Genomic DNA, 17,821 nt, shown 5'->3' with positions numbered 1-17,821 from the left:
AAAATCAGATGTTAAGAATAATAATCAAGGACATGAGGTGTTTTAGCTCATTGCGAAGAATGCCACGAGCCTTTTTCTTGTGCGCTTTTACCATGTCAACAGTTATGCCCAAACGATCGGCAATCTCTTTTTCTCGTAGTTGAGTTAAATAACTTAGTTCAAATATTTCCCGTGTTTTTTCAGGCAACTGTTCTAAACTTTCGCTGAGCTCTTTAAATACTTCGGCTTTAATAATGGCATGTTGCACATCATCTTCCCAATAGTCTTTATCCTTTTCGTGATGTACATATTGCTGACGCACCTTATTACCTCTTATTTGGTTTAAACAACGGGTGCGAACCATGGAGTACATGTAAGCCGGTAATTTTTCAGGCTCTCTAATCTGTAAGTCTTTTTCCCAGATATGAACAAATACATCCTGCACCAGATCTTCTGCTGCGCTTGTGTCTCTCAAGTATTCATAGGCAAATAAACACAGCCCTTTGAAGTAATGCTGATAAATCACCCTATACGATGCTATATCATTACCATCCAAAAATTTAACAATCGTGGTATTTATCTCTCCTGACTTCAAATAGCTACAATTTTCCCCAAGCCTACCGCATTCTAAAACGATGATGCGGTGCGTCAAAAATAGTTTTTTTAAGGAGTATTACAAATTCAGTTAAAACAACAAGATTAAAATTGATAGATATTAAGGTGTTTTTATTACAAGCAAGCTCAAATAAACACTAAAATATTACGTATTGAATTATGTTGTTGCGGTGGTTGTTATAAATAATAGAGAACAAGGTCAGTCTTTCATCGTATAACTACATGTTTACTTTCATTATACGGTACTTCCAAAATGAGACCACTATGCACCTTGCCAAGAATTATCCAACACATATCAAGTAGATAACAAAAATAAAACCTAAATAAACTTGTGTTTAATCCCCGTTGTATTCATCTTTATATAATTCGTTGCTACTAACAGAAAACTTACTCATCAAATCTGGTTTTCATTCTTTGCTCTTTTGCATCTGTGCACTCCTTTTTGATAGCAATGATCACGAAAAACATAAATATGACACTTAACAAACTGCTTGGAATAATAGTGTTACTTATTTTCCCCTCGCTCACTGCTATTTCTCAAGGTGACACTTCACCAAAACTTAAGCTGGGTGGAGCTATTCGCTTTAATTACAATTTATCAGATTGGAAAGATGAACAGGTGACACGAGGTGGCGATTTTGGCTATGATGTTTTTAGGCTCAATGCCAGTGGCAGTTATCAAAAACTAGGTTTTAATGCTGAATATCGCTTCTACTCACCAAGTTTTGGTGGCCATATGCTTAAGCAAGGTTGGATAGAATATATACACAATCAACAATCATCTATCCAATTGGGACTGCAACAGGTACCCTTTGGTTTACAACCCTACAATTCAAATAATTGGTTCTTCAGCATAGCCTACTATGTTGGTTTAGAAGACGACCATGATATGGGAATAAAATGGATAAAATCATTTGATCAGCTACAGCTACATGCAGCTTTCTATAAAAATGCCGAAGAACTCAATTTCGATAACGCATCGGCTATTTCGCCCAACCGTTATTCATACGATGTAGCAGGAAGAAACAAAGAAGTTAATCAGGGAAACATTAAACTCAGTTATAACATCGGGGAGCAGAAATACTCTAGCATAGAAATTTCAGCCATGTACGGTGGTTTATACAACATCATCACGAGCGAAATGGGCAGTCATTCAGCTTCAGCATTGGGCTATCGTTATAATGGTAAAAGGTGGGGACTGAAACTACAAGCTATCACATTTAACAAAAATCCCAATGACTCAGCACAATACAAAGACATCATTGAAATGGCAGCATACGGATCTTCTTATAAAGTAGCAGCTAAGGGGCAAGTATTAAGCTCTTCCGTTTCCTACCAACTACCTATAAAGAGTAGTTTGATTGATCAAATACTATTGTACAATGATTTTTCGTGGTTTAGAAAAACAAAGAATGGGTTTAATGATTCGTACATGAATGTATTAGGATGCATGATAGCAACTGGCCCAATATATACATACATTGACTCAGCTTGGGGAAAGAACCATTCCTGGTTAGGGCCAGAATGGTCCAATGCTTTTGCCGAAGGTACAGACAATGCCCAATGGCATATGCGATTTAATATAAATATTGGTTACTATTTTTAAGATATACAACGATGGATCAAGGATATAAAAGAAGCGATAGAAAAACATTCTTAGGCATAAAAGCCAATGGACCAGTATTTATTACATCATTATTAGTGATTTCAGTCTTGGTGATAACTACCTTACTGGTAGGCAAGCCAATGGAGAAATATTTTTCACAGATACAAACAGCGGTAGCCAATAATGTAGGTTGGTTCTTTATATTGGTGGTGAATGTTCTCTTATTATTTGCCTTGTTTTTAGGCTTTAGTAAGTTTGGTAAAATTCGATTAGGAGGTAAAGATGCTAAGCCCGACTTCTCAAATAAAGGCTGGTTTGCCATGCTTTTTAGTGCGGGCATGGGCATCGGTTTACTTTTTTGGAGTGTTGCGGAACCTATTTTCCATTTTAATGGAAACCCTTTAATTGATAATTCTGATAAAGCAGAGTCAGCAAAAACAGCAATGGGCATAACCTTTCTTCACTGGGGCGTACATGCCTGGGCCATTTATGCCATAGTTGGTGTTGCCTTGGCTTTTTTTACGTTCAACAAAAAACTACCACTAACCATCCGCTCTATTTTCCACCCTCTCCTTGGGAATAAAATTTATGGACCCATTGGCGACACCATAGATATTATATCGGTAATTGCCACCATTTTTGGATTAGCTACTTCCTTGGGCTTTGGTGTTCAACAGGTAAATGCAGGACTTAGCTACCTGTTTAACTTTGAACTGACGACAACCGTTCAAATCGTGTTAATAGTAGTCATTACACTAATGGCAACTTTATCGTTAGTATTGGGCTTAGATAAAGGCATACGACGATTAAGTGAATGGAACATGAGCTTTGCTCTGATACTGCTCTTATTTGTAATTGTAGTAGGCCCTACCGTTTTTATTTTTAAGTCATTTGTCCAAAACATTGGCCATTACCTTAACGAGTTTTTCGAATTGAGTTTCTGGACCGAATCCTACAAAGGCGTTAAAGAAGTGAAGCACTGGCAAAACTCATGGACCGTGTTCTATTGGGCATGGTGGATAGCCTGGTCACCTTTCGTTGGTATTTTTATAGCTCGTATTTCCAAAGGGCGCACGATAAAAGAGTTTATTTTGGGAGTATTGCTAGTACCAACCCTATTAACTTTTATATGGATGTCTGTTTTTGGCGGTAGCGCTCTGTACCAGGAACTTATGGGCAATACAGTTATTACAGAAGCAGTCAATGATAATGTTGCTACGGCCATTTATAAACTGCTGGAACAATACCCCTACTCCTTTCTTTCATCATTGTTAGCAGTTATTATTGTAGCTAGTTTCTTTATCACTTCATCCGACTCTGGCTCCATGGTGGTTGACATGCTCACTTCTGGAGGACGACATGATGCCCCCGTGGGACAAAAGGTATTTTGGGCTTCGATGGAAGGAACAGTTGCGGGTATTTTATTAATTGGAGGCGGCTTAACAGCCCTACAAACGGCATCGATATTAACGGGCTTGCCATTTGCTCTGCTATTAATCGTGTTGTGTTTTAGCTTTTACAAATCGCTCAACTCCTATTACGATGAGCACTACCGAAAAAAATAAAAATGATTAAGAATTGTAGCAAATAAAAAAGGTGATTTTCGTTTGACGAAAATCACCTTTTTGAAGAGAGGTTCCTGGCGGACTCGAACCGCCGTACCTGGTTTTGCAGACCAGTGCCTAACCGCTCGGCCAAGGAACCATTGTCTTTCGGGATGCAAAATAAGCAATAAATTTATTGCTGAGCAAATTTTTATTTCTTCTTTTGCCCATATAATTTCAAGCAATCGGGACAAATACAACCATTGTATTTCTCTCCCAACACTTTAAGATTTTCAGAATTTATTGAATAATCCATACACCAACAGGGTGTTTTTGCATTTGAATGGCAAAAAAACGCTGTTCCGCACCGAGGACACTCTTTTGTAATGACACCTACTACTTCCATTTTATCGGCTAAACGTTACACTCACACATTTCATCTGACCACCCATAGGAGGGTTCATCTTTGATACTTTTACCGTAGCTTTTAACAACTCAGGGAACTTTTGGTAAATACCATCGATGATACGCTTATTTAAATGCTCCAACAAATGTGAGGTTTGCATTATTTGCTCACGCACTATTTCATATACGCTCACATAATTTAAGGCATCACTAATATCATCGGTTTCAGCCGCCACTGTACAATCCGTTTCCAGTGTCACTTTTACCAAAAAACGATTACCCACAACCTGCTCCTCTTTAAAACATCCGTGATAAGCATAAAATTCCATTTCTTCTAGCTCAATCACGCCTACCATTTGCTTTTGGTCCATCACTTAATTGTTTTTTTGGCGAAATTAATCTTTTATCACTGAATCATCAGATTTTTAAGTCGAAAAACACTTACTTTTGTACTTGATGTGCACACATCCTAAAAAAAGTAAGTACAATAAAGATATAATATTAAAGCAGATGGAATTGAACGAAACGCCAAAAACGAATTTCATTCATCAGGAGATTGATAAGGATTTAAGTGAAAATAAAAACGGCGGTGCTGTATTAACACGCTTCCCTCCAGAACCAAATGGATATTTACATATTGGACATGCTAAATCCATCTGCCTGAACTTTGGCCTTGGAAAACATTACAATGGAGGTACCAACCTGCGTTTTGATGACACTAACCCTACCAAAGAAGATACAGAATATGTTGATTCGATAAAGGAAGATGTAAATTGGTTAGGTTTTCAGTGGAAAGATGAACCTAAGTTTACCTCAGACTATTTTGAGCAATTATATCAATGGGCTGTTTTATTTATTAAAAACGGTAAAGCCTATGTTGATGACCAAAGTGCTGAAGAAATAGCTTCACAAAAAGGTACACCAACCACTCCAGGACAGGAAAGTCCGTTTCGTAACCGCAGCGCTGAAGAAAACTTGGACTTATTTGAGCGCATGCGTAAGGGTGAGTTTCAAAATGGAGAACGTGTATTGCGTGCTAAAATTGATATGGCGTCGCCTAACATGCACCTGCGCGATCCTTTGATGTACCGTATTATTCATGCTCATCATCACCGTACAGGTAACGAATGGTGCATTTATCCAATGTACGATTTTGCTCACGGACAAGGTGATTTTAAAGAAGGTATTACTCACTCGGTTTGTACACTTGAATTTGAGGTACACCGACCTTTATACAACTGGTTTTTGGAGCAGATATTGGAATTCCAACCAGAACTCAAAGAACTAGCTCGTCCTCGTCAGATTGAATTTGCCCGCTTAAACCTCAACTACACCGTGATGAGTAAGCGTAAGTTACTTCAATTGGTGGAGCAGGATTATGTAGCAGGATGGGACGACCCACGCATGCCAACCATATCAGGTTATCGTCGCAGAGGTTACACACCTGAGTCGATTCGCAAGTTTGCCGACCAGATAGGTGTTGCCAAACGTGAAAACGTTATTGATGTGGCTTTACTTGAGCACTGCGTTCGTGAAGATTTAAATAAACGTGCTCCGCGTGTATATGCTGTATTGAATCCTGTTAAGGTAATCATCACGAACTTCCCGGAGGGGCAGGTTGAATGGATGGAAGCCATTAACAACCCAGAGGACGAAAGCATGGGTAGCCGTAAATTACCATTTAGTCGCGAAATTTACATTGAACGTGATGACTTTATGGAGAATGCACCACGCAAGTTCTTCCGTATGGATGTGGGACGTGAGGTGCGCCTTAAGAACGCCTACATTGTAAAATGTGAAGACATTAAGAAAGATGAGAACGGTGAAATATCAGAAATTTACTGTACCTACGACCCTGACACAAAAAGTGGCATGGAAGGTAGTAACCGCAAGGTCAAAGGTACTCTTCACTGGGTTAGTATTGAGCATGCCAAAACAGTACAGGTAAAACAATACGATCGTTTATTTATGGACGAAGCACCTGATGGACATAAGGACAAAGATTTTCTTGAGTTCTTAAATCCTAGCTCATTATCGATTATTAATACGGGCTTTATTGAGCCTAACTACAAAGATGCGAGCGCCAATTTTGATGATGGCATTGACCGTTACCAATTTCAACGCTTGGGTTATTTCTGTGTAGATAAGGACACGACTGGTGATCAGGTAATATTTAACCGCACCGTAACATTGAAAGACTCTTGGGCTAAGAAAAAGAAGTAGTCTAAAGCTTAAAATACATGACTAAAAAATCCCGCACCTGTTATGATGCGGGATTTTTTCAATATACCATCGCGCATCAAAGCAAATATTATGGATAAGCCACTTGTATCAGTAATTATTCCATGCTATAATGTGGAATTATATATTGAAGACTGTTTAAACTCCTGTTTAAATCAAACACACAGTAATATCGAGATAATCTGCATCGATAATAACTGTGACGACAAGACCATTTCCATTATTTCAGCTTTTCAAAAGGCTTATCCTCACATTACTTTACTTAAAGAATCAAAGCAAGGTCCTGCTGCTGCCAGAAATAAAGGCATAAAACATGCAAGGGGTGAATGGATACAATTTTTAGATGCAGACGACCTCCTATTTCCCAATAAAATAGAGCATCAATTAGAAAAATCGGTCGATAATGCAGCATTTGTTGCAGGGAGCTGTATATCTCAAAAAACAGATGGCGAAACCTACACACATCCGGTTAGCAATAAACATTTAATCTATAGTTTATATTTCCAATGGCTTGGCAATACTTGTTCCAACTTATACAATGCCAAAACAATTAACAAAACAGTGTTGCAGGATGATAGTTTGCCATTTAGCGAAGAAACAGACTTCATGTTTCAGCTCGTTCAAATAAATGATAAGGTGATTGTTGATGATGAACCTTTAACCATTATACGAGAAAGAAGCACAGGTTCGATTAACAAAGGCGATAAAGCTAACAAATATAAAGGCTATATAGAGGTAAGACTAAAGTTAAGCCAATATCTACAAGTCAATCAACCTGAGTTTTACCACTTAAACAAAACAAAGTTCGATGCCCACATTTTTTCATACATACGCGGATTGGCCCATTATGATTTAAATATGGCGAATATGTATAGACTACAACTAAATATTTCAGCGCCTCCAACATCAACAGTAAAAGAGAAATTATATGCCTTAAGTTTTAAACTATGTGGATTTAAAACGACAGAAACGATGTTAAGCGTCTTAAAATACCTTTTATCCGCTTTTAAAAAGCAGCCATAATTCTTCCCTTATAGTATGCCATAAATCTGGCCGCTTTCCACCCAAATAACTTAGATATGGCACCTACAAACCGACCACTTACACCATACAAAAAATCGCTTCCGCCATTTTCAACACAGCGCTTCATGGCCTCAGAACTCAACTTTCGATGCATTGGATAATAAGCCATTGCATAAAACTTATATTGCGTTGCTATGGCCAGCCTGGCTTCTTTTGAATCACTTTTTTCAAATAGGTATTTCTGCTTTAACTCCGTACTTCTTAGGTTGCTTAAGAACTGCTTCTTACCCATTTTGGCCGATTGATTGTGTCCGTTTACAAAATGGCGATAATAACAATGTACATTCTTGGCCAGAATAATTTCAGAAGCATTTAAACACACTCGTGCAAAAAACTCACCATCTGCATCTTTACACAGCTTCTCATTCCACAGTCCATATTGTTCTATTAACGATCGATTAAGCAACCAGGCATGGCAAGGTATCATTCCAATAAAACCTTGTGCTCCCCATATTGCCGTAAACAACTCCACTGGTTTGCTGGTAGAAAATAAATATGAATCGTTGCAAAACTTCTTATTGATTCCCTCATAAAAGTGAATTGTAGAACAAATAGATGCTGAGTTTGAGCTCTGTGAAATTAATTTAACCTGCGCCTCTATTTTTTGAGAGGACAGTAAATCATCTGCATCTAAGAATTGAATAAATTCACCTGTCGACTGTTTAAATGCAATATTACGTGCAGCTTCCGCACCCTTATGATTCACTTTAATGACTTTTATCCGCTTGTCGTCAATTGACTCTATAATTCGAAGACTGTCATCTGTTGAGCCATCATCTACAACAATAATCTCAAGATTATTATACGTTTGACTAATAAGCGATTTTAGACAATCCCCAACATATAACTCTGCATTATACACGGGAATTATTACCGACACCAGTGGCTGCTTATCTTGATAATTCTGTGACATAAAAAAGCTGTTTGATATACAATATTACACAAATTGCATCATCAAACAGCTCTAAAAAATTTTTATGATCGTTTACCCTATATTCTCAACGGCTGCTTTTACACGCTGTATGGTTTCTTCTCTACCAATCATTTCTGCAATAGTCATAAGATCGGGGCCAAATCCACCTCCGACAAGAGCAAGTCGAAAAGCATTCATCACCAAACCAAAGCCTAATTCTTTGGCTTCAATTTGAGCAGCTATAGTTGCCTTTATATCATCAGCTTTCCAATTCTCTACCTTATCTAATTCTGGAGTTAACTCAGTCATAAAAGCAGGAACATCACCTTTCCAGCGTTTCTTCACAACTTTTGGATCGTATGTAGATGGTGCTTCAAAAAAGAAGGCTGTTTGCTCCCATAATTCACTCACAAAGTTAACACGCTCCTTAACCATGGCAACTGCCTCTTGAACAAAACCATTTCCTATTTCATGACCACGTTCTTTAAGCTCAACTTGAAAAAGAGTAGCTAACTCGGCATCCTCTTTACGAATCAAGTGCTGTTGGTTAAACCACTTGGCTTTATCAGGGTCAAAACGAGCTCCTGATTTATTAACACGCTCTATCGTGAATAGCTGTATCAACTCATCCATTGAAAAAAGCTCTTGCTCAGTACCAGGATTCCATCCTAGAAGAGCTAATAAATTTACAACCGCCTCTGGGAAATAGCCACTCTCGCGATAACCCATTGCAATACCATCTTCCAACTGCCAGTTTAATGGAAACACAGGGAATCCACCCTTATCACCATCTCGCTTCGATAACTTACCTTTACCAGTAGGCTTTAGAATCAATGGCAAGTGAGCAAATTGCGGCATGGTATCTTCCCATCCTAATCCGCGATACAACAATATATGTAAAGGCACCGATGGCAACCACTCTTCACCACGAATAACGTGTGATATCTCCATCAAATGATCATCAACAATATTAGCCAAATGATAAGTAGGTAAGTTGTCGGCACTTTTGTACAGAACCTTATCATCTAAAGTAGCAGTATTAAATGTTACCGAGCCACGTACCATATCGTTCGTCTGCACCTCTGTGTTCTCAGGCATTTTAAAACGGATAACCCAAGGCTCACCAGCATCCATACGTTGTTTTACCTCATCGTCGGATAGAGCTAATGAATTTTTTAGGCCATTACGCGTATGCATGTCGTATGAAAAAGGCACTTTCTCCGCTTCTGCCTTTGCGCGCAAAGCATCCAACTCGCTTGGCGTGTCAAAAGCATAATAGGCCCACCCCGTTTCAACCAGTTGATCGGCATATTTCTTATAAATCTCGCGACGCTCACTTTGCTTGTAAGGACCAAATTCACCACCTTGCTTAACACCTTCATCGATGGGCATACCCAACCACTCCATGCTCTCGTTTATGTACTCCTCGGCTCCTTCTACAAAACGCGTTGAATCGGTATCTTCTATGCGAAGAATAAAATCACCACCATGCTTTTTGGCAAACAAGTAGTTAAACAGAGCGGTACGAACACCACCAATGTGTAAGGGTCCGGTAGGACTTGGTGCAAAGCGCACACGTACTTTACGAGTTGTCATATCTAGTTATTTTTTTTTGCAAAGATAGTTTTTAAAAGTTGAATTGCTTAGATGCTAATTTGATGAATCAGGAATTTTACTTTAAAAAGCAAATAAGCTCTATAAGCTTATACTTGCGGCCTTCTTATTCCAACTTTAATTACAGTATCTCAATTAACAATATTGTCCTGAAAGGACATTACTTGACCATCGCAGAAGACGATTATTCATACATTATTCTTATCAGGTCTAATAAAAAGACAAGATAAAATTCACTAGCTATATCAATTTAAAAACCAGACTAATAAAGCATTGCAATAGAAATCATCATGCACATTAACAAAAGAAGAGCTTACCTCAAAAAGGCAAGCTCTCCCATCACTCTTGAAAAACTAAAATTAAATTTACATATGGTGCTCTAATTAAAACCCCAAACTCTTTTTCACACTAACAAGGAGTATATAATCATAACGTTCTACCTCCACAACCACCTTTTTCACACCTGTTTGCTTTTCTATTTCTTAATAACCTTGATAGTTACTTGTTCATCATTTCCCACTACAGTCAACATATATAATCCAGATGTCAGGTCTGCTACATCAATTTTATAAGAAGATAGGTTGTTTGCTTTATGGCTAAACAACAATTCTCCATTGATTGAATACAGCTTTATTTCAAGGTCTTTTTGCAGCTTGTCAAACTCAACCTTTACATAGTCATTGGCAGGAATTGGATATACTTGTAAGGTACCAGATCGCAACTCAACAATAGCATTATCTCCAACACTTAAAAACTCTGACATTTCTGTACAGCCATTCTGTGTAATCATAACCGCATAAATACCATCTTCCGAAGGATAAAATACAGATTCTGTTTGTCCTTCAAGATTAACAAAATCACTTCCATCAACTAGAACCCATTGAAAGCTTGCATTACTTGCTTTAGCTATCAACTCTGATTCCGTATCATCAACTTCAGTATCCACTTTTACAACCGTCAAATCCAGATTAATAATCGAATCACAAGCAGACGCAGACTCTACTGTATGAGTATAAAGACCCGCTTCGCTAATTTTTTGACCGCCAAATTGAATTTCCTCACCATAGCATATTGATAAAAGTGAATCTTTTACAACAACACTTAACAGCTCACCTTCTTCCGTTTGGTCAGACTTTATGCCCAATCTTTCTACCTGACCATAATACCTACCAGCTGTTAAATTCTCAAACACATAAGAATAAGCGTCACGATTTACCTGAGCGATTAATTCATGCTGATCATTTTTTAAGGTAAATGTCTGTAAGCCGTCAAAATTAGAAACCAACTCAATGGAAGCTGAAGGACAGTCGTGCATCAGGTTCATAGTAGCAAGAGGTTTTGGATCAGAAATCGAGCTAAGGACCACATCATCAATAAACCAGTTATCACCTTTGTTATTTTTGTTCACAAAAGCAAGGTAAACCTGCTGATTATCGAATTGACTTAAGTCAACATTTTTCACGCTATGAGTCGTTGTAAAATCCAATTCAGTCCATGAGTCCACTTCAACAAAATCGTCATGATTGCTTTGTGATTTTGTTGATACCATAATATGATAGCTTGAATTAAAATCGCTGGCACTACTCTGTTTCTGACTAAATGTTAATTTCGAACCATTACCCAGGTTGATAAGCGGTGTAATCAACCAGTCTTCGGCTGATTGACCATTCTCTACCTCTTCATTTCTAACAAAGGCCTCACTGGTTTGCTCATCCGGCGTGTATAACTTCCATCCTTGTTGCTCACCAAGTCCGTTTTTACCTGACATAATGGCCCAACATTCCGACGGGAATACTTCTCCATTAAAATCTTCTGTGAAGACCAGATCGTAGCTTGCACATGTGGTCATTGCGACATCAGTGACACCAGGTGAATAGCTACCATCTTCGTGCAAAGACCAAATTTTGAAATACTGGATGGTATTGGCTGGCAATTCATCAAGAATAAAGTCAGTTAATAATCCCTTTGCTATCACTTCTCCACCACCTAATAATTCATCACCGACCTGATAAGTGGTACTGTGTTGTGGCTCGCCAAACTCACCAGTAGCTGACCATGCTAATAGTACATTTTCGCCAAGCTGGTTTAGTTTCCAGGAAAGGTGGATTTCCGATTTTGAAATCCCATTGGCGTCAAAAACGATGGGATTAAACAGATTATCAATATTAAATGCACAAATACGCGTCGCCTTCATGCTCTCATAATATTCGGCAGCAAACCAAAAGGTAGATTCATCCGTCGGATCGACACTCATAGAAGCATAATCACCCCATCGATTACCTGTCTTCTGCGACATTTGACCTTCCCACACAACAGTTTCTCTTATATCCAGTATACCAGATGCTCTTAGATTTTCTTCACCTGTTTGCCCGCAATATCTGATTCCCGGATGGAGTTGATCACCTGAAATATTATATCCTAAGGCAATATTATGGTTTTTATCCATGGCTATACTCGGAATCCACCTATTATTCTCGTCAGGAGCATAGGTACTTTGCTGCCTAAGCTCCCACTCTCCGGAGGCTTTTCGCAGTTCATACCACCGAAGTCCAGCATGATCCTGACCATTAACATCAACTGTATGGGCACAAACCACACTCTGGTGGTCACCAAAATTACGATATTGAGCTCTGTACATCAATATGTGTGAAATAGCATCCACCTTATTATCGGTATCTTTCTGTGAAATATTAGACCATGTGGAACCAAAGTTACTGTCAAAAGGTTGAACCTTTAGTTCCTGTACTTTTTGGAAAGAGGCCGTTCTGGTATCGCTCCAATCGATATTCAGCTCATAAATCCATAGGGCATCGGTCTTATTTTCCCAGGCATCATCACAAATGGTAATAAACTGTCCCGGTTCTCTTTCAGGTGCTAAGATTCCATCATTGTCAAGAGGCATCAGGCAATGAAAACCACTTCGAGGTCTTTCGGCATTAACAAATCCAACCATTCGCGGATCGGCTTCACCCGCTAACATGGCATCACGTTCAAATACATAAATATCATTCCCGTCCTCATTGTTGGTGGCCATATAATAACCATCGCGCCACACACCAAACTTCATATAGTCCGGCTCATCAGCCACATCAAACGACCAGGTGTACCATTCAGCAGTCGGGTCATTAGTGGCAGAAACACCAACCAACATAAAATCATTACTGCCTTTTATTGAAAACTCAGCAACAAACCATCGATCGGCATGTTCATCATAAAGCACAATCGGATCCCCATCATCATAACTGGCTCCCTCAAGACCTTCAAATAAAACACTAAGGCTTGTTGAAGGCACTACCACTTCACCTAATTTACTATAGATGGCAAAGGATGCATTAACAGACTGCAGATAGTGATTGGGACCGGCTGCACCGATACAATCAGACGGGCTACGGCTTGTTTTCTGACCAGCAAAATTTGTATTGATGCCTTTTAATTTACTGGCACCTCGTTGACCCATTTGACGCTGCACCACAGGATCACCATTTTGAGGCAAAGCGGTTTCAGCAAAAGGATAGGTGCCTTGTTTAAATTGCAGGTTAAAAACTCCGTTAGGTGTTGCCTTTTCATCGGTTGGTACAACACCTGTTTTAAGCGTGCGTAATGGTTGACTCTTTTTAAAATCAACTGCTTTAATAATAATATTCGGACCATTACCTTTTACTTCTATACTATCATTGAATGCAGCATGGACAGTGATGTGCATAAAAGATAAAATAAATACAAGCAATGATGTCATGGCATTAAATCTAACTTTCATAAGTATACTATTAGAATAACTTCACTATTTAATCTCAATTATAAAACTTCGATGCTATTGTCACAATACAGCAAACACTTTAGTATATAGAAATACTAAAGTGTTTACAGGCTATCGGTCTTTTATCTTAATAACATCATTTCACTTTAACCATTTTACTATAATTATAGCTTTCCCCGTCAATATTTAACTTTAACAGATAAATGCCATTATCAAAAGCAGATGTATTAATAGAATGTAAACCATTTCCATTGATTTGTTCTTGTAGAATCAATCTACCAGTTACATCATAAATTGTTAACACAACATTCTCCCCTCCTTGGCTATCCACATAAAGCAGATCATTGAATGGGTTCGGATAAATATTTATTAATCGCCTTACATCCATTTCCGAAATACCAACGTGTCCTTTGAAGAATATAGTGTAGGTTCTGCTATTACTACCATCGGCTGATACAACTTTTATCTCTGCCGTTAAAGCCTCAAATCCACTCGCAAGGTTGGTTGGTTCTCTCAGTTCAACAACAGCATTGGGATTTTGTGCCAAAACATCAATGGCTGGAAACACACTACCATTAATATCCACGTAATAGATAAACTGTTCTGGGTTGAACTTATCAATCAATACACCATCCAGCTTAAGCTCGGAAAGCAAAGCATTACCTGTGCCTAATACATCAATTATAATCGGCACCGAAAGCTTTGATTTTGCAGGATCATTAGAGGTGATATTCAAAGTAGTCTGATAGATGCCATGCTCAAGAAAAAATGGTGAAATACTCAACTTAAATTCGCTTGATTCACCTGGAATAACCGGTGTACTTCCTGAAACAAGTTCAACAACAGCCCATTCCAACGTTCCGGTCATTTTAATATTATCAATGGCCCAACCGGACGATTGCACACCTCTATCATCAGCATGAAAGGCCAGCTTAACTTTCTGTCCGACAAATTGCCTCAAGCTAATTGTTTCTGTTACCCACTCTTCATTTCCTTCAGGCTGATAAATCGGCATCCATGTTTCTCCATTGTTTAATGATATTTCAACAGTCGCAAGCATACTATTGGCACCTGTATAGTAACTGTCAAATTCCAGCGTCACATCAGTTAAATTATCTAATGATACTTCGGGTGTAATCAAATAATCCCTACGTCCATAACTGGTTTGGCCACTATTATGGTCATTAACTGAGGCATAGACACCGTCATGTTCAGGAATAATGAATCCATCACTTGAGGCGTCATCACTTAAAATCCACCCTTGACTATCATCGTCATTTTGTGTTTCCCAGCCTGTAGAAAACTCGGTACTCAAAAATGAATCTGAAAACAATTCCGTCTGAAGAGATAAAGGATTTACCAAGTTATTATTGATATCGTAGATGATAGGACTTACCGAAAAATCAAGATGCAATTCATCAGCACCTGAATTGCTTACTGTAAATACAAATTCCTCGCTCTCATCTTGTGGTACAACAGCACTCATATCGTTATTGACAACATCTATAACAGGAGGGTTAACAATACTGGCAGAAATGGCTATGTTTGTGACATCAACTCCCTGGTTAGTATATAACCCAACTGTACTGCTTAGTTCTTTAACATCATTTGACAGACAGCTAAGATCTATTTGCGCAGAATCGCCAGGCATAATATATATTGGAAGACGATTATTAACTGATAAGTCTGTGTTTGAAAGTTCTAAAGATTCAACAACCAACAATCCTTCGACATTAGAATCATTATAAATATTAAATGACTTTGTTGTCTCATGACCTGCATATAATTTTCCTAAATCAACACTTTGAGGAGCAATCAATGATGCTGAGTCTCCATAGATAAATATTTCAACAGGCACTTTTGCCTCACTTTGGAAAGGATCATTCGTATTGAGAACGAAGTTAGCCGTATACTTACCATCCGGCACATCTTCATTAATATTGTATACTACCTGAATATCCAAACTGGCACCAGAAGCCAAAGTTAACTGAGTCGTGTTAAATGAAATATTACCAGTGCCCAATCCTGTATATGTTGTGAGTTCATAAGAAGGATCGATTATTAAGTCCCTTTGTCCTTCATTTAAAACATTCAATGCAAAGGTATGTATATTACCATTCTGACGATTTATTGAATGTATTTCCCCTTTTGCTAACACCATAACCGGCGCTTCCTGAGCAACAACGGATATGACATTTGAAATTTCTGATCGATTACCGTAATAATCCTTTGCTACAATTGCAATAAAATATTTTTTACCAGGATACAAACCATTTAAATTTATCTCTTCTCTCTCACCAGCAGGTAAAGCATGTCTCATTTTAAACTCTTGTGCCTGATGAAAATTATCAGCAGTGATCGGATCTTCCGAATAACGAAGCTCGTAATAACTGACAGAACCTTCGTTACCTGCACCTCGTCCTGGTGCTGTCCACTGAAGATCCATGCTTACCGGTCCAATATTTGAAGCACTAAGATCAGTCACCTGGTTAGGAATCAAATTATCATTTTCCAACTCCATTAAGGCGTGAAAAGTATTAAGACGACCCGTTCCAATCAAGCCTTTATAGTCTTCATTAAGGTGCTCAATTGAATCTGCAGAATTTCTAAGCCTTGTCCATACTTCATTTGGTGTAATCTTATTTTTATATTTTGATACGATTAAAGCAGCAGCTCCAGAAACCTGCGGACATGCCATGGATGTACCATCCATAAAAGAATATGTTGTCTCTCCTAAAGTACTGAGTATTCTGGAACCTGGTGCAATAATATCAACCCAATGCCCATAGTTTGAAAACCTGGTAATTTTATCTTCTGAATCACTCGCACCAACGGCACGTACCCTATGATAACAGCCAGGATAATAATCATCATAGTCACCATTATTACCGGCTGCAAAAAATACAATACCGCCCTGCATCGGACCTACCGGTCGGTCATTCTCATCATAACCAGCATTATCAATAAAATAATCAATCGCATCCAGCACAACCTGTTCAGCAACACCAGGATAGGTATAACCCCAGGAGTTTTGAGCGATAACAGCTCCATTATCAGCAGCATAAATAAATACATTTGCCTTTTCGGTTGCACCTGTAGAAGAACGGTCTGAAAAAATGGCACAACTCATTATTCTAGCACCATCGCCCTGACCACTGCCACCGGCAATACCAGCAATGCCAGTTTCATTATTAGTGACGGCACCAATTGTACCGGCAACATGGGTACCATGCCTCTGCATATCCGGGGTTAATTTCCCTGAGCCTGTCACAAAATTATAACCATTAATATCGTCTACATAACCATTGTTATCATCGTCAATATTATTACCCGGTATTTCCCCCTTATTTATCCATAAATTTGCTTTTAAATCAACCTGGCTTGTATCAACTCCCCCATCAATAACAGCAACAATAACATCACTATCACCCGTTTCCAACGACCAGGCGTTAAGCGCATAGGTATCTGCACCACCATTAATAGCAGGCTCATTGTTATTGTAAACAAAATACTGATCTTTAAGCTTTGGATCATTTGGGAAATTAAGTGCAGTTGCATCGGTAGACTTCAGCTCTCTGCGATTAAGTCCGTTATAGAATTCTACTTCATAAACAGGTTCTGCATTCTGTACTTCACTGGTTTCATTATAGGCATTAAGTACATTCTCAATATCTATATCTTCGGCATATTCCAATTCGTACCATAAATGTAAACCATGGCGTCGATGCTTCGCTTCAAATCTACCGGCATTTGGGAAAATGCGCTTCATTTTCACCACCTTATACTCATGGGCCAAATTATCTATTTCATTAAGTCCGGTCGCCACAGTACCCGACTTTAATGTTTGAATACTCATCCCCTTAAGGGAATTATCCATATGCTGTCCAAACTTTATCCTTACTTGTCCTGTTTTATAACCCTTAAGGTTTTGCGCAAGCACTGAATCACCTAATAGCAACATAACAGTTGCCATTAAAATCAGTTTAACATAGCGCTTAATAAATTGTATCATATTATTTGGATTGAAATATTTACGTTTTTCACCTTTCTACCAATGCCTATCG

Annotated in this window: 11 protein-coding genes and 1 tRNA gene; 4 read left to right on the top strand and 8 right to left on the bottom strand. The window is 38.5% G+C overall.

Annotated features, from left to right (window positions below; genetic code table 11):
* Positions 1–4: 4 nt before the first annotated feature.
* The gene (locus tag FNN09_RS03635) at positions 5–574 is read right to left on the bottom strand and encodes an RNA polymerase sigma-70 factor (RefSeq protein WP_185968844.1); all 570 of its coding nucleotides are present in this window, start codon (positions 572–574) and stop codon (positions 5–7) included.
* A gap of 492 nt (positions 575–1,066) precedes the next feature.
* Here FNN09_RS03635 and FNN09_RS03630 point away from each other — a divergent pair, with 492 nt between their 5' ends.
* Positions 1,067–2,200, top strand: coding sequence for a hypothetical protein (locus FNN09_RS03630; RefSeq protein ID WP_143300118.1), 1,134 nt, complete (start codon positions 1,067–1,069; stop codon positions 2,198–2,200).
* 11 nt (positions 2,201–2,211) lie between these two features.
* Positions 2,212–3,765: a BCCT family transporter gene (locus tag FNN09_RS03625; RefSeq protein WP_143300117.1), complete on the top strand. Its 1,554-nt coding sequence runs from the start codon at positions 2,212–2,214 to the stop codon at positions 3,763–3,765.
* Positions 3,766–3,833: 68 nt separating this feature from the next.
* Here the strand turns inward: FNN09_RS03625 and FNN09_RS03620 are convergent.
* The 3 genes from FNN09_RS03620 to folB form a co-directional block, all read right to left on the bottom strand.
* Positions 3,834–3,904 (bottom strand) — tRNA-Cys (locus FNN09_RS03620).
* Between the two features lie 51 nt (positions 3,905–3,955).
* Positions 3,956–4,150, bottom strand: a complete 195-nt coding sequence (locus FNN09_RS21555; protein ID WP_143300116.1) for a cysteine-rich CWC family protein — start codon at positions 4,148–4,150, stop codon at positions 3,956–3,958.
* Between the two features lies 1 nt (position 4,151).
* Positions 4,152–4,520 carry a dihydroneopterin aldolase gene (folB, locus tag FNN09_RS03610; protein WP_221932412.1) on the bottom strand — a complete coding sequence of 123 codons (369 nt, stop codon included), beginning with the start codon at positions 4,518–4,520 and terminating at the stop codon, positions 4,152–4,154.
* A gap of 139 nt (positions 4,521–4,659) precedes the next feature.
* On the opposite strand from folB, the gene FNN09_RS03605 reads away from it, so the two are divergent.
* Together FNN09_RS03605 and FNN09_RS03600 are read left to right on the top strand one after the other, a co-directional pair.
* Positions 4,660–6,372, top strand: coding sequence for a glutamine--tRNA ligase/YqeY domain fusion protein (locus FNN09_RS03605; RefSeq protein ID WP_143300115.1), 1,713 nt, complete (start codon positions 4,660–4,662; stop codon positions 6,370–6,372).
* A 90-nt stretch (positions 6,373–6,462) separates the two neighbouring features.
* Positions 6,463–7,413: a glycosyltransferase family 2 protein gene (locus FNN09_RS03600; RefSeq protein ID WP_185968843.1), complete on the top strand. Its 951-nt coding sequence runs from the start codon at positions 6,463–6,465 to the stop codon at positions 7,411–7,413.
* On the opposite strand, the gene FNN09_RS03595 is transcribed toward FNN09_RS03600, so the two are convergent.
* The 4 genes from FNN09_RS03595 to FNN09_RS03580 all read right to left on the bottom strand — a co-directional run bounded on the left by FNN09_RS03595 (position 7,397) and on the right by FNN09_RS03580 (position 17,769).
* Positions 7,397–8,386, bottom strand: coding sequence for a glycosyltransferase family 2 protein (locus FNN09_RS03595; protein WP_143300113.1), 990 nt, complete (start codon positions 8,384–8,386; stop codon positions 7,397–7,399). The two genes, FNN09_RS03600 and FNN09_RS03595, sit on opposite strands and share 17 nt — an antisense overlap.
* Before the next feature lie 72 nt (positions 8,387–8,458).
* Positions 8,459–9,982 (bottom strand): glutamate--tRNA ligase, encoded by a 1,524-nt coding sequence (gltX, locus tag FNN09_RS03590; RefSeq protein ID WP_143300112.1) that lies wholly within the window; start codon positions 9,980–9,982, stop codon positions 8,459–8,461.
* Between the two features lie 493 nt (positions 9,983–10,475).
* Positions 10,476–13,757 carry a T9SS-dependent choice-of-anchor J family protein gene (locus tag FNN09_RS03585; RefSeq protein ID WP_143300111.1) on the bottom strand — a complete coding sequence of 1,094 codons (3,282 nt, stop codon included), beginning with the start codon at positions 13,755–13,757 and terminating at the stop codon, positions 10,476–10,478.
* Between the two features lie 136 nt (positions 13,758–13,893).
* Positions 13,894–17,769: a S8 family serine peptidase gene (locus FNN09_RS03580; RefSeq protein ID WP_143300110.1), complete on the bottom strand. Its 3,876-nt coding sequence runs from the start codon at positions 17,767–17,769 to the stop codon at positions 13,894–13,896.
* Positions 17,770–17,821: the final 52 nt, after the last annotated feature.

Source organism: Carboxylicivirga sp. M1479 (assembly GCF_007097485.1).
Classification (GTDB): Bacteria; Bacteroidota; Bacteroidia; order Bacteroidales; family Marinilabiliaceae; genus Carboxylicivirga.
This window is presented reverse-complemented; position numbering and strand designations above follow the sequence as displayed.

What these genes read in the sequence shown, in the direction of transcription:
- FNN09_RS03630 (WP_143300118.1), top strand. Translation starts at nt 1,067, where the DNA reads ATGACACTTAACAAACTGCTTGGAATAATAGTGTTACTTATTTTCCCC.
- FNN09_RS03625 (WP_143300117.1), top strand. Translation starts at nt 2,212, where the DNA reads ATGGATCAAGGATATAAAAGAAGCGATAGAAAAACATTCTTAGGCATA.
- FNN09_RS21555 (WP_143300116.1), bottom strand. Translation starts at nt 4,150, where the DNA reads ATGGAAGTAGTAGGTGTCATTACAAAAGAGTGTCCTCGGTGCGGAACA.
- folB (WP_221932412.1), bottom strand. Translation starts at nt 4,520, where the DNA reads ATGGACCAAAAGCAAATGGTAGGCGTGATTGAGCTAGAAGAAATGGAA.
- FNN09_RS03605 (WP_143300115.1), top strand. Translation starts at nt 4,660, where the DNA reads ATGGAATTGAACGAAACGCCAAAAACGAATTTCATTCATCAGGAGATT.
- FNN09_RS03600 (WP_185968843.1), top strand. Translation starts at nt 6,463, where the DNA reads ATGGATAAGCCACTTGTATCAGTAATTATTCCATGCTATAATGTGGAA.
- FNN09_RS03595 (WP_143300113.1), bottom strand. Translation starts at nt 8,386, where the DNA reads ATGTCACAGAATTATCAAGATAAGCAGCCACTGGTGTCGGTAATAATT.
- gltX (WP_143300112.1), bottom strand. Translation starts at nt 9,982, where the DNA reads ATGACAACTCGTAAAGTACGTGTGCGCTTTGCACCAAGTCCTACCGGA.
- FNN09_RS03585 (WP_143300111.1), bottom strand. Translation starts at nt 13,757, where the DNA reads ATGAAAGTTAGATTTAATGCCATGACATCATTGCTTGTATTTATTTTA.
- FNN09_RS03580 (WP_143300110.1), bottom strand. Translation starts at nt 17,769, where the DNA reads ATGATACAATTTATTAAGCGCTATGTTAAACTGATTTTAATGGCAACT.